The organism is Brachyspira hampsonii (genome assembly GCF_002214805.1).
Lineage (GTDB): Bacteria > Spirochaetota > Brachyspiria > Brachyspirales > Brachyspiraceae > Brachyspira > Brachyspira hampsonii.
This window is the reverse complement of the sequence record NZ_CP019914.1, coordinates 912,820-926,224: the sequence shown is the minus strand read 5'-3', so window position 1 is coordinate 926,224 and position 13,405 is coordinate 912,820. Positions and strand designations below refer to the sequence as shown.

Here is a 13,405-nt window from a genome sequence, read left to right as displayed (position 1 = left end):
AAAATAAAAGACTTTGCATAATATTATATAATGCAAAGTCTTTTTTTATGTTTATTAATTAAATTTTATTTTTGTTCTGGTTCTTTTATTTCTGTTATTTTTACTTCTTTTACTTTTTCATCAGCTGTTTTTTTCAATGTTAGTTTTTCTCTATCATTTTCAGCTATATAATAATTGTTTCTTAATTTTAATATTATATCTTTAGCCCCATTAATACCGTCATTTTTTTTATATGCTTGAATGAGTATTTGTATTAATGATATAGTAGATGGAAGCCCTATATAGATAATTGCCACGCCTGCAGAAGGAATAGTTGCTATTGATGAAGCTATTAATGCTTTATCTTTGCCGAATTTTTTTGATGATACTATAGCAGTAACAGCAACTAGAACACCTCCTATAAGAACACCCCATGCAATTTTACCTGTATTTTTTATGTTAGAAACTTTATTTCCAAGTTTATGTTCTATATAAATAACATCATCATCCGACATAAGAGCATTTACTAACTCTTCTTCATTCATACAAATTTTATAAGAAACTTCTTTCATAATAATTTCTAACCTCAATCTTTATTATATCTTTTGATGATTATATAATAAAGTTATTGATAAAAAAGTCAATTACTAGATAAATATTTTTATATATCAGCAAGTTTTATCAACTGAAAGCTTATTTGGTATTTCAGTAGGATATTTTCCTGTGAAGCATCCTATACAGTAATTGTGATTTTCTAAAGCTTCAAGCATATCTTCTATAGTTAGATATTCTAAAGTATCAGCATTAATTTCCTTTCTTATTTCCTCTACAGAGAGTTTAGCCCCTATAAGTTCTTTTTTAGAAGATATATCTACTCCGTAATAGCAAGGACTATTTATAACGGGTGAGGCAGATCTGAAATGCACCTCTTTAGCACCGGCTCTTCTTACAATATCTATCAATATTTTACTTGTTGTTCCTCTTACTAAAGAATCATCTATTAATATAACTCTTTTTCCGTCTATTAAGTGTTTTAAAGGATTGAATTTTAGTTTAACAGTTTCTTCTCTTGAAGATTGTTCAGGCATAATAAATGTTCTTCCTATATATCTGTTTTTTACTAAACCTATACTATATGGAATTTTACTCTCTGTAGCAAATCCTAATGCCGCTATAGTTCCTGAGTCCTGAACACCTATAACTATATCAGCATCTACTTTATTTTTTTTAGCAAGCAATACACCTGTTTGAAATCTTACATTATAAACATTGATACCGTCTATATTGCTTTCAGGACGGGCGAAGTATATATGTTCAAAAGCACAAGGATAATGTTTAACTTCCTCTTTAATATATTTGAAAGATTTTACACCTTCTTCATCTATTATAACCATTTCGCCGGCTTCTATATCTCTTATAAATTTAGAACCTACCGCATCCAAAGCACAAGATTCAGAAGCTAAAAAATAATCGCCTTTATCATTAGTACCCAAACATAATGGTCTTATTCCATGAGGATCTCTTATTCCAATAAGTTTTCCATCAACAACTATAACAAGAGCAAAAGCTCCTTTTATAATATTTATAGTTTCTTTTATACCTTCTATAAAATTATTTACAGTTTTTCTAGCTATAAGTTTAATAATGACCTCGGTATCAGAAGTGGCATTAAATGTTGCTCCTTCCTCTTCTAGTTTGTATCTCAATTCTTCTGCATTAGTTAAGTTTCCATTATGAGCGATTGAAATCTGACCTAGTCTGAAAAGATTTTCAAGAGGCTGAGCATTTTCTATTTTACTAGCTCCGGTAGTAGAGTATCTTACATGCCCTATAGCAATATTTCCTTCTGTATCTTTAGATATATTACTAGAAAATAAATCTGATACAAGCCCCATAGACTTATAGGTAAATAAATGTTTATAATTGGATATTGTTATTCCGGAACTTTCCTGACCTCTATGCTGAAGTGCATATAGTGCATAATTTAAAGTTTTTAATATATCTTTTTTTATTTCTTTGGAATAAATACCAAAAACCCCGCATTCTTCTCTAGGCTTATCATTCATATCAATATTATTCATCATATACTATTATAACCAACTTTATTTTTATTTTTAACTTGACAATATTATAATTAATTGCATTTTTACACAATAGATTTATTTAATATTTTTTTTATTATTGCTATGCTCGCCTACGCATATAAAAGATGCCAGCTGAAGCTGTCATCTGCTCCGGCTCGCTTTATTATTGCTATGCTCGCCTTTGCATATAAAAGATGCTGTCTAAAACTGTTATCTTCTCCGGCTTGCTTTATTATTGCTATGCTCGCCTACGCATATAAAAGATGCTGTCTAAAACTGTCATCTGCTCCGGCTCGCTTTATTATTGCTATGCTCGCCTTTGCATATAAAAGATGCTGTCTAAAACTGTTATCTTCTCCGGCTTGCTTTATTATTGCTATGCTCGCCTTTGCATATAAAAGATGCTGTCTAAAACTGTTATCTTCTCCGGCTTGCTTTATTATTGCTATGCTCGCATTTGTATATAAAAGATGCCATCTAAAGCTGTCATCTGCTCCGGCTCGCTTTATTATTGCTATGCTCGCCTACGCATATAAAAGATGTGAGCTGAAGCTGTCATCTTCTCCGGCTTGCTTTATTATTGCTATGCTCGCCTTTGCATATAAAAGATGCTGTCTAAAACTGTTATCTTCTCCGGCTCGCTTTTTATTAAATCAAACTTTATATAAAACTATTTAATCAAATTTTCCAAAATCAAAATACTTCCGTACATAAACCTATTAAATAAATCTTTATTATTTTCATTTATGCCTTGAATAGATATTTTTATATCAATTTCATCATTGTAATTTGAATTTCTATCAAAATGAGATTCTACATATAGTGATAAACCGCTGTAATTATCAAAATATTCATAACCATTAACATTTTGATAGTATTCAGAAATCTCTTTGAAGGCAAATTTATTTACGAAGTTTTTTATATTTGATACTGTTGATGTTATGTTGTTATATTTATTGAACTCATTTTCTAAATTATATATTATCTGAATTTGTTTAATTGGCTGTGCTATTTCATAATCTGATAATTGATTAATACACTTTATTATTAAATCTTTGCTTATTTCAGTAGGGGAGGCTAAACTTATTAAATTATTTTCATTTAATGTTATATAATCATCATTTATATCAATGAAACTTCCGTCTCCTAAATATCTAAAAATATTTATAAAATTTTCATTCCCATCGTATAAGTTCCAAAATAAATTTACAGAATACTGACTTAAAAATGAATTATCAATATAAATCTTTTTCCAAAAATCATAACTTAATTTTCTTCCATTCATAAGAAGCATTAATATTTTTTCTCTTTCTCTTTTTACAATATTTTTGATTTCTTTTTTCATAAAGTTTATTTCTGACTTTAATTCAGAAGAAAAAGTTTTTGGAATAGTTTTTAATATTTTTTCTTTTTCTGTTATATCGTATATATCGATAGACATTTTTGAATTTACTGATATTTTATATTTTTTATTTTCTATATTTATTATTCTCTCACCGTTTTTATCCAATGAAAAATCCGGAATTAATAAACCGCTTAACTCATCTCTATCTATTTTCATTCTGTCAGCTATAACATCAAGTGCAGAATTAGCAGCATTTCTTACACTCTCAATTTTTGATTTTACAGCCATTTCATCTATTAAACTTAATGCATATTTTCCGTCATTTAAAGCTAAAATATAAATATAATATGAACGGGGATAAAATTCTTTGCCTTGAATACTTTTAGCATAATCTTTTATAATATTTCCTTTTCCGTATATACCTACTATTATTCTTGAAGCAATTTTACTCCTATCATTTTCAAATATTTTATAGGCAGCATTTCTGAAACTTTCTATGTCTATTAAGTCTATAATATTGTCTATGATTTTTAATCTCATTACATTGTCTTTAACTTTCAAATAATTTCCGTAAATGAATTTAATGATTTTGATATCAATTTTTTTAGTTTTGTCTCTTGTGAAAATATTGTATTCATCTTTAATAAATTTTAAATTTTTATCAAAATATTCTTCATAATTGTTGTTAACATAATCCTGAACTTCTTCTATAGTATTAAATTTTACTTCATTTTTGGCTTCTATTTTTTCTCTGCATTCTATAAGATTTTTAAGTTCATTATAGTATTCTTTTTCTAATTTTGTTCTAAAAGCTATAATCTTTCTATTTTTAGAAGTTATAATAGTTTTATATATATCTTTTATATCAATATCTTTCATTTTATCAAAATCTTCATAATATAAATTTATTTTTAGATTAATCGGCAGTTTATTTATATCAATATCATTGTTAAATACATCATAAGCCTCTTTTATATTATCAAGATTCCATTTATCAGGATATTTATTGAAATTACATGCATTAAAAAACATAAATGAAATTTTTTTTAATTTAGAAGTATCCCAAGCATTCAAATCTTTATTAAAGTAATGAGCATCTTTGAACATAGCTGTCATATCATGAACATTTGAAGTATCCCAATTTTCTATGCCGTCAAAGTTCTTTCTTTTGCTTTCTCTGAATAAAGCACTCATATCCTTTATTAAAGATGTATCAATATTGTATAAATTTATATTCTCATCATCAGTTAATTTTTTTAATTCTTCTTTATTTTTAGGTTTATATATAATTAAATTTTCCATAAGTAATTTTTTTATGCAAAGATATTGCCTCAGAATCTGTAAGATGAGCAACATAATCTTTTACTAATTCTTCATCGCTGTTATAAGGAATATCTGCTTTTTTGAATAAAGTATCTTCTTCTATTATATCTTTATGCTTTAATAAATATTCAAATATTGTTGATATTATTCTATTTACTCTTTCCACATCTTCAAGTATTGATTTGCTTTCATATACAGTTTTGAACATAAAAGCTCTTAAATCATTAATAGCCTTTAAAACTTTTTCATCAATATCAATTTCCATTTTTTCCATACTAGCTTCTATAACACCCATAATCATAGTGTCAGCTCTCTCACCATAAGTAGTGCCAAGAATTTTAACTATATCTTTAGGTAAATCTTCATATTTAAGAAGTCCGTATCTTATAGCATCATCAACATCATGATTGGCATAAGCTATAGTGTCAGATATCCTGACTATCATACCTTCATTAGTTGAAGGACCTGATGAGTCTGTGAGTAATTTTCCGTTTTTTCCTTTAGTATGCTTTATAATGCCGTCTCGTACTTCAAAACTTAAATTAAGCCCTTTTCCTTTTTCTAAATGTTCTACTACTCTTAAAGAATGCGAAGAATGATGAAAACCTTTAAAATATTTTGATATAGCCTTTTCTCCTGCATGTCCGAATGGTGAATGCCCGAGATCATGTCCGAATGCAATAGCCTCTGTTAAATCTTCATTGAGTCTTAAAGCTCTTGCTATGCTTCTTGCTATCTGCATAACTTCAAGAGTATGAGTGAGTCTGGTTCTGAAATCTCCAACTGAAAGCATTATTACCTGTGCTTTATCTTTAAGGCGTCTGAAATATTCGCTATGTACTATTCTGTCTCTGTCTTGCATATAAATAGTTCTTATATCGTCTTTTTCTCTAGGGTATACTGTTCCTTTGCTGTCAGCTGAAAAAGATGCAGCAGGAGATAAAAAACTTCTTTCTCTGGTTTCTATATCAAGTCTTATAGTTCTCAAAATATTTTCCTTATAATAAAATAATAGTTTTAATACTCGAATAATTATGTTAATAATAAAGCAATTAACAAAAAAATACAATTATTATTTATTTAAAGAAATAATAATTCCTATTTTGATAAAATATATAAATAAGCTTAAGTAAATATTGAACAAAATAAAATATTTTTATTTTATTCAACTGTAACACTTTTTGCCAAATTTCTAGGTTTGTCAACATTGCAGCCTCTTATCACAGATGTATAATAAGCTAATAGCTGTAATGCTACAATGGAAACTATAGGCATAAACATATCCTCAACTTTAGGAAGATATACTATTTTTTTGTAAGTATCTTTATCTATATCAATACCTTCTTTAGCAAAAAGCAAAACATTAGCACCTCTTGATATTACTTCTTTTGTATTGCTTATCATTTTACTAAGAATTTTTTCCTGTATTGCCAATGCTATCACAGGAGTATTATCAGTTATAAGTGATATAGCACCATGTTTGAGTTCTCCTCCTGCATAAGCCTCGCAATGAATATAGCTAATCTCTTTCATTTTTAAAGCCCCTTCCATTACCTGATAATAATCTAAATCTCTGCCTATAAAGAATATGCTGTTAGCCTCTTTATAATCATAGCATAATGATTTTATTTCATCATTCATAGTAAGAACTTTATTCACAGAATCAATAGTGTTAAGTAAATTTTTTATAAGAGTTTTTATATAATTATTATCTTTAATTTTTCTTGCTGATATTATTTTAAAAGTTATCAAATACATTATAGCCATCTGTACGGAATATGCTTTTGTAGAAGCCACAGATATTTCAGGTCCTGCATAAGTATATATAACATAATCAGCATTTCTAGCTATAGAGGAACTATGAACATTTACTATAGCTAAAGTTTTGTATCCTTTTTCTTTAACTAAATTTAAAGCGGCTAAAGTATCAGCAGTTTCTCCTGATTGCGATATAAATATTGATAGAGTTTTTTCTGTAAGTATAGGATTTTTATATCTGAACTCAGAAGCTATTTCGCATTCTACAGGTATTCTGCAATTATCTTCTATGAGTCTTTTTCCTATCATAGCAGCATGCATAGCCGTTCCGCATCCTATTATATAGACCCTGTCAAAGAATGTCCAAAAACTTTCATCTTCAATCCCGTCTCTCTTAAAATCGGGAATACCATGCACTATTCTAGGTTCTATAGTGTCAAGAAGAGCTTTAGGCTGTTCATTAATTTCTTTAAGCATAAAATGTTCATATCCGCATTTTTCAGCTTGTTCTACAGTCCAATTAGCTTCAAGCACTTTATAATCTTTTTCTTTTAAGTTTTCATCATATATTGTTATTTTATTTTTTTCTAAAATAGCTATATCACCATCATCTATCAAAATATATTTATTAGTATATTTTAATATTGCCGGTATATCTGAAGCTAAAAAATTTTCATTTTCACCTAAAGCCGCTATTAAGGGAGCAGATTTTCTAACGGCATATAATTTATTAATATCATCTTTAAAAATGATAGCAAATGCATAAGAGCCTTCTATAATATCCAAAGCCTTTTTTATAGCATTTAAAGGATCTCCTTCATATAATGAATCTATTAAATTGGCAGCAGCTTCTGTATCCGTTTCTGATAAAAATTTATATCCTTTTTTTATCAAGTCATTTTTTATATCTTTATAATTTTCTATAATTCCATTATGCACTAATGTTAGCATTTCTGTGAAATGAGGATGTGCATTAATATCTGAAGGAGCTCCATGCGTAGCCCATCTTGTATGACCTATACCTATATTTGACTCTATATTTTTTTTGGTTTTTAAAATGTTTTTTAAATTTTCAAGTTTTCCTTCGGATTTGAATGTGATAATATTATTTTTAGAATCAACTATAGATATACCTGCAGAATCATATCCTCTATATTCTAAAGAAGTGAGTCCATGCATTAGTATATCTGATGCTTTGTTATTGTATCCTATATATCCTACTATTCCGCACATAATTAAAAAAGTCCTTAAATCAAAATTTTATCAAAAAATGTAATTTTTAAAAAATGAGTTTTTTTGATAATCGAACATGATAAATAAAAAAAATAAAAAGTCAATACTGCTTAAAGTAATACTGTATATAAACAAATACTTTACAAAAAGCCTCATTTATTATAGAATTATGTTAATTAATTTTTCTATTATTACGAAATTATAAGTAATAAATTTCAATTAAGCAGGGCATTATCATGAAAACTATTAATTTAATATTGGGTAACCATAATCATCAGCCGGTAGGAAATTTTGACTTTGTATTTGAGAATACATATAAAAATGCTTATAAGCCTTTTTTAGATATATTAGAAAAATATAAAGATATAAAATTTAATTTTCATTATACAGGCTGTTTATTAGAATGGATTGAAAAGAATCATCCGGAGCATATTAAAGCTTTGAAAAAACTTGCAGAAGAAAAAAGAATAGAAATTCAAAGCGGCGGTTTTTATGAACCTATAATGCCTTCAATACCTGATAAAGATAAAGATATACAAATAAAAAAATTAAATAAGTATATAGAAGATAATTTTAGTATTACTCCCAAAGGTGCTTGGATTGCTGAGAGAGTTTGGGAGCCTACATTAGTTAAAAATTTAGCTATGAATGGAATAAAATATATAATGCTTGATGATTCTCAGTTTTTAACTACAGGCATAGATACTAAAAATATGTTTGGCTACTTTATAACTGATAATGAAAATTATAAATTAAATATATTTCCAATATCACAGGAACTTCGTTATTTAATACCATTCAGAGATGTTGAAAATTCTATTGAGTATTTAAAATCAATAGCTACAGAAGAAGGAGACAGAGTTGTAGTTCTTCATGATGATGGGGAAAAATACGGAGATTGGCCGGGTACTCAGAAATGGGTATATGAAGATAAATGGCTTGAAAAGTTTTTCGATGCTCTTACAAGAGAAAAAGATACAATAATCACTACTACATACAGTGAATATATGGAGCGTCATGCACCTACATCAAGGATTTATATACCTACAGGCTCTTATGAAGAGATGCTTACTTGGGTGCTTCCTGCAAAAGTACAAGATGAGTTTCATTTAAAACAGGAAGAATTAAAAAAATCTGAAGGTAATGAGATTATAAGCAGATTCATGAGGGGCGGTTTCTGGAGAAATTATTTCAGTAAGTATTCTGAAAGCAACAGAATGAATAAAAGAATGATATTAACTTCAAATATGATAGGAGAAATTACAGAATCTAATTATAAAGAAAAAGAGGAGGCTTTAAGTTATTTATTAAAAGGTCAATGTAATTGTCCTTATTGGCATGGTACATTCGGAGGACTTTATTTAAATAATTTAAGACATGCTACTTATGCTAATTTAATTAAGGCAACTTCTATATCTTTAGAAAAAGTTTATGGAAGAAAATATTTTTTGAATCATAGTTTAGATTTTGATATGGACGGCAGAGAGGAGATTATGATTTCATGTGAAAATGCTGGATTGGTTTTCCATACTTTAAGCGGATCTTTAATAGAATGGGATTTGAAAAAAGGAAATCCTATCAATTTAATAGACTGTCTTAAAAGAAGGGAAGAGGCTTATCATATAGCTGCTTTGAGAAATTCTAATAATAATCAAAATAATAATGAGCATGTATCTATACATGAAATAGCAAAAAAAGTTGATGAGAAAATTGCTAAGTATTTGGTATTTGATAAAAATGAAAAAGTATTCGGAGTTGATCATTTCTTAAATAAAATGCCTTCTGCTGAAGAATTCCAATTATTAAAATATGAAGAAAATGCAGATTTTTATAATCTTCATTATGATGTTTTGGAAAATCTTATTAATAAAGACTATGCTACAGTATCTTTTGAAAAGACTTCAAAAGTGAATGGTAAAGATGTACATTTAATAAAAAGATATATAATAAATAATGACGGAAAATTTTCTGTTGAATCTATTATAGAAAATAAATCTAATGAACATATAGAATTTGTATATGCTTTGGAAAATAATATAACCTTGCTTGCAGGACATGAAGCAGACAGATATTATATAGGAGGCGATGAAAAAATTTCTGATAATTTATCAGACTGCGGAGAATATAAAGGCACAGTTTTTGGTATGGCTGATGAATCATATATAAAAATAAAGGTATTAATGGAAGCAGTAGAAGAAACAGTATTTTTATATATGCCTAATTTTACTATATCAGATGCAGTTGATAAACTTGAAATGAATTATCAAAATTCTACTATAGTATGCTGCAGGAATATATCCTTAAAAGCCGGAGAAAAAGTTAAATATAAAATAAAATTAGATGTTCAGTATATTTAATTTTAAAGGTAGTATATATGAAGCTCTTTTGTATTATATCTGATAAAAGCCATGTCGGTAAGACTTATATTTCTTCTCATATAGTGTCATCGTTAAAGATGCTTAATAAAACTATATGCTATTATAAACCTTTTGTGATGGAAATACGGGATAATAAATTATTTGATCCTGAATATATAAAAAATACAACATATCTAAAAGCTTCAGAAATATTTGTATCGTATGCTACTAATGGAAATATTTCTCCTCTTCACAGTATTAATACAAAAATAGATGAAAGAGATATTACGGATCTTATAGATGAAAATAATAATATTTACGATTATATGGTATTTGAATCATTGCCTTTATATTTACCTATAAAAGAAAATTATAATTTTATGGATTTGATACTTGATATAGAAAAAGAAAATGAAATTCATATAATACCTATTATAGAATATGATTACAATGTTATACATTCATCTTTAGAGCAGGTGGAATTATTTTATACTAGGGGATTTAAAATACCTTTTATTATTATCAATGTTAGAAAAGATGTATTTGTGTCAGCTAATGTTATAAAATATATAGCAAGTCAAATAGAGCCTATAAAAGTACATATAACTGAATTTGATAATGAAGCAGGAATATCAAAAATTAACAATATTAAATACCCTGATATGATTAAAGATTTATTTTAATATATTTTATATTCTTAAAGAGCTTTTTCTAGCTACTACCTCAGGAGTATAACTTATTATAGGAGATTTTTCTGTAAAAGATTTTCCATTTCCAAATAAAATATATTCTATAGAATATAAAATCTTTTCATATAATTTCTGATCCATAGAGCTTAATCCTAGAAATTCTGATATTTCTAAATTATCAAATCCTATTATGCCTATATCTTTTCCCATTTCATATCCGTATTCATTTATAGCCTTTATTCCTCCTATAGCCATTTGATCGCAAAAATAAAAAATAGAATCTATTGTTTTGTCATGCAAAATTTTCTTTGTTATATTGTACGATTCTTCCATAGAAAAATTATATGTAGTAAATAGTTTGCATTCTATGTTTAGATTATCGCATGCTGTTTTTACGCCTTCGTATCTTTCCACTATATCTCCGTTTAATTCATAATGCCCAACAAAAGCAGGTTTTTTCCAATCATTTTCATATAAATGTTCTATAGCTAGCTTTCCTCCTAAATAATCATTGACATCTATATTTAATCCGTATTCCTGCTGCGGCATATTTATAAATACTGTGGGTATTAAAAAGTCATTTGTAATTTCTTCAGTTTCAGTTGATAAACTTATTATACCTCTGATATCGCTCCATTTTTTTTTGTTTTTATTAATCAATATATTCAAAGGTATATTTTGACTATTTTCATATAGCCTTATTGAAATATTATATTTTAAAGTTATTTTCTGAAGATATTTAATTATATCAGAAACTATCATTAGATTATGGTCGCTTAATATGAATAGTATATCTCTGTAATCAGATTTTACTATTGTTCTTAAATCCTCAGGATAGTATTGTGCCAAAACAGACATTATTGCTCTGAAAGTATCACTATGCAGTTTTTCCGGACAATAAAAAAATCTTTTTACAGTCGTTTCTGCAATATTCAGAATTTTAGCAATATGCTCGACTTTATCTTTCTGTACCATTAAATTAATCCTGTATTATTTTTTATATTATGTTTTCTTGAAATATATAATATCATAATAATGATATTAAAAATATAATAAATATTGAGAAAAATAGCAATTAATATTTAATAATATAGTATTTTATAGAAAAAATAGATAATTTCAACTAAAAAATGATTTTTTATTTATAAAAAAATGATTTTTTAGTATCATTTTATTGACATTGTATCTTATTGGTGTATAATAGTTATATGTTGATATTATTTATTTGATTGGTATTCAATTTTATAAATAAGAAAGAAGGAGACGGAAATGATTAAATTTGTTTTGGTTGGTGCAGGAAGTGCACAATTCGGATGTGATATGCTTGGAGATATTTTCTCTACTAAATCTTTAGAAGGTTCTCATGTTACATTATTGGATATTAATCCTACTGCTTTAAAAAAAGTATATGATTATGTTAAAGAGTTTATAGAATTAAATAAATTAAATTTTACAGTTGATGCTGCTACAGATAGGAAAGAGGCTTTTAAGAATGCTGATTTTATTATAAGTTCCATAGAGGTGGGAGATAGATTTCAATTATGGGATGAAGATTGGAAAATACCTATGCAGTATGGCATTCATCAGGTTTATGGAGAAAATGGAGGACCTGGAGGAGTATTTCACTCTTTAAGAATTATTCCTCCTATTTTGGATATAGTAAAAGATGCTATGGATATATGTCCTAATGCTTATATATTTAATTTTTCAAATCCTATGACTGCTATATGTACAGCTGTGAAAAGAGTTTATCCTAATGCTAAATTTATAGGTATGTGCCATGAAATAGGCTGGCTTCATAAATGGCTTCCAAAAATTTTAAGAATGAATTATGAGTCATTAGATATAAAAGCAGGAGGACTTAATCATTTCAGCTGCTTATTAGAAATTAAAGATAAAAAAACAGGAAAAGATTTATATCCTGATGTATTAAAAAATGCTCATGGCTATTTTGAGCATGAAGTAGGGTATAGTGATTTATTAAAATACGCTAAAGAAAATAATGCATTTTCAAAAACAGAAAGTTTTGATCACTCTATAGAAGAGAAATTGAAAGGTGAGTTTATATGGGCTGATAGGAGACTTTTGAAAGTAATATTAGAAAAATATAAATTATTACCTATAACAGTAGACAGCCATTTTGGAGAGTATATAGCTTGGGCTTGGGATGTGGTTGATCATAGAGGAATATTAGATTTTTATGAATTATATAGAACTGTACTTTCTAAAACAGAGCCTAAAATAGAATTAAGAGTAAAAGAAAGAGCTTCAAGCATAATAAACGGCATAGTTACAAATGAAAGTTATGTAGAAGAAGCTGTGAATATTTTGAATGACGGATTAATAGAAGATTTGCCTAATTGGATAGCGGTTGAAGTACCTGCTGAAATAAGCAAAGACGGAGTTAAAGGCGTAAAATTAAATAATGTTCCTAAAGGTTATTTATCACTTTTAAGAAATTATGTAAGCGTATACGATTTAACTGCTGAGGCTGCTATACATCATAAAAAAGAGTATGCCATACAGGCTATACTTGCTAACCCTGTTGTTAATGTATGTAAAAATATTGAAGAGATGGTTGATAGAATGATAGATTCTCAGAAGCCATATTTAGATTATTTAAAATAATTTATTTTT

General features: G+C 27.4%; 10 protein-coding genes. 4 read left to right on the top strand and 6 right to left on the bottom strand.

Annotated elements, in window-relative coordinates; genetic code table 11:
- Positions 1-65 precede the first annotated feature (65 nt).
- Both BHAMNSH16_RS03775 and purF read right to left on the bottom strand, forming a co-directional pair.
- Positions 66-551 (bottom strand): hypothetical protein, encoded by a 486-nt coding sequence (locus BHAMNSH16_RS03775; protein WP_008732108.1) that lies wholly within the window; start codon positions 549-551, stop codon positions 66-68.
- Positions 552-647: 96 nt separating this feature from the next.
- Positions 648-2,060, bottom strand: a complete 1,413-nt coding sequence (purF, locus tag BHAMNSH16_RS03770) for an amidophosphoribosyltransferase (protein WP_039955060.1) — start codon at positions 2,058-2,060, stop codon at positions 648-650.
- A gap of 57 nt (positions 2,061-2,117) precedes the next feature.
- Here purF and BHAMNSH16_RS14225 point away from each other — a divergent pair, with 57 nt between their 5' ends.
- The gene (locus BHAMNSH16_RS14225; RefSeq protein ID WP_123809068.1) at positions 2,118-2,741 is read left to right on the top strand and encodes a hypothetical protein; all 624 of its coding nucleotides are present in this window, start codon (positions 2,118-2,120) and stop codon (positions 2,739-2,741) included.
- Here the strand turns inward: BHAMNSH16_RS14225 and BHAMNSH16_RS03765 are convergent.
- From BHAMNSH16_RS03765 to glmS, 3 genes are all read right to left on the bottom strand, one after another.
- Positions 2,734-4,710 (bottom strand): BspA family leucine-rich repeat surface protein, encoded by a 1,977-nt coding sequence (locus tag BHAMNSH16_RS03765; protein ID WP_069731811.1) that lies wholly within the window; start codon positions 4,708-4,710, stop codon positions 2,734-2,736. The genes BHAMNSH16_RS14225 and BHAMNSH16_RS03765 overlap by 8 nt on opposite strands.
- Positions 4,688-5,719 (bottom strand): deoxyguanosinetriphosphate triphosphohydrolase, encoded by a 1,032-nt coding sequence (locus BHAMNSH16_RS03760; RefSeq protein ID WP_069731810.1) that lies wholly within the window; start codon positions 5,717-5,719, stop codon positions 4,688-4,690. The genes BHAMNSH16_RS03765 and BHAMNSH16_RS03760 overlap by 23 nt, the downstream gene beginning before the upstream one ends.
- Positions 5,720-5,892: 173 nt before the next feature.
- Positions 5,893-7,722 carry a glutamine--fructose-6-phosphate transaminase (isomerizing) gene (gene glmS / locus BHAMNSH16_RS03755; protein ID WP_069731809.1) on the bottom strand — a complete coding sequence of 610 codons (1,830 nt, stop codon included), beginning with the start codon at positions 7,720-7,722 and terminating at the stop codon, positions 5,893-5,895.
- A gap of 236 nt (positions 7,723-7,958) precedes the next feature.
- On the opposite strand from glmS, the gene BHAMNSH16_RS03750 reads away from it, so the two are divergent.
- Complete coding sequence (locus tag BHAMNSH16_RS03750) at positions 7,959-10,079, top strand: alpha-amylase/4-alpha-glucanotransferase domain-containing protein (RefSeq protein ID WP_008729081.1); 2,121 nt, start codon at positions 7,959-7,961, stop codon at positions 10,077-10,079.
- A gap of 17 nt (positions 10,080-10,096) precedes the next feature.
- On the top strand, positions 10,097-10,762 hold the full coding sequence (locus tag BHAMNSH16_RS03745) for an AAA family ATPase (RefSeq protein ID WP_069731808.1): 666 nt from the start codon (positions 10,097-10,099) through the stop codon (positions 10,760-10,762).
- A 6-nt stretch (positions 10,763-10,768) separates the two neighbouring features.
- On the opposite strand, the gene BHAMNSH16_RS03740 is transcribed toward BHAMNSH16_RS03745, so the two are convergent.
- On the bottom strand, positions 10,769-11,743 hold the full coding sequence (locus tag BHAMNSH16_RS03740; protein ID WP_008729055.1) for a substrate-binding domain-containing protein: 975 nt from the start codon (positions 11,741-11,743) through the stop codon (positions 10,769-10,771).
- 294 nt (positions 11,744-12,037) lie between these two features.
- Between BHAMNSH16_RS03740 and BHAMNSH16_RS03735 the strand changes: the two genes are divergently transcribed.
- Positions 12,038-13,396, top strand: a complete 1,359-nt coding sequence (locus BHAMNSH16_RS03735; protein WP_008729058.1) for a family 4 glycosyl hydrolase — start codon at positions 12,038-12,040, stop codon at positions 13,394-13,396.
- The last annotated feature ends 9 nt before the right edge of the window (positions 13,397-13,405 follow it).

Bases quoted from the DNA above. Each gene is read 5' to 3' on its own strand.
- BHAMNSH16_RS03775 (WP_008732108.1), bottom strand. From the start codon at position 551: ATGAAAGAAGTTTCTTATAAAATTTGTATGAATGAAGAAGAGTTAGTA.
- purF (WP_039955060.1), bottom strand. From the start codon at position 2,060: ATGAATAATATTGATATGAATGATAAGCCTAGAGAAGAATGCGGGGTT.
- BHAMNSH16_RS03765 (WP_069731811.1), bottom strand. From the start codon at position 4,710: ATGGAAAATTTAATTATATATAAACCTAAAAATAAAGAAGAATTAAAA.
- glmS (WP_069731809.1), bottom strand. From the start codon at position 7,722: ATGTGCGGAATAGTAGGATATATAGGATACAATAACAAAGCATCAGAT.
- BHAMNSH16_RS03750 (WP_008729081.1), top strand. From the start codon at position 7,959: ATGAAAACTATTAATTTAATATTGGGTAACCATAATCATCAGCCGGTA.
- BHAMNSH16_RS03745 (WP_069731808.1), top strand. From the start codon at position 10,097: ATGAAGCTCTTTTGTATTATATCTGATAAAAGCCATGTCGGTAAGACT.
- BHAMNSH16_RS03740 (WP_008729055.1), bottom strand. From the start codon at position 11,743: ATGGTACAGAAAGATAAAGTCGAGCATATTGCTAAAATTCTGAATATT.
- BHAMNSH16_RS03735 (WP_008729058.1), top strand. From the start codon at position 12,038: ATGATTAAATTTGTTTTGGTTGGTGCAGGAAGTGCACAATTCGGATGT.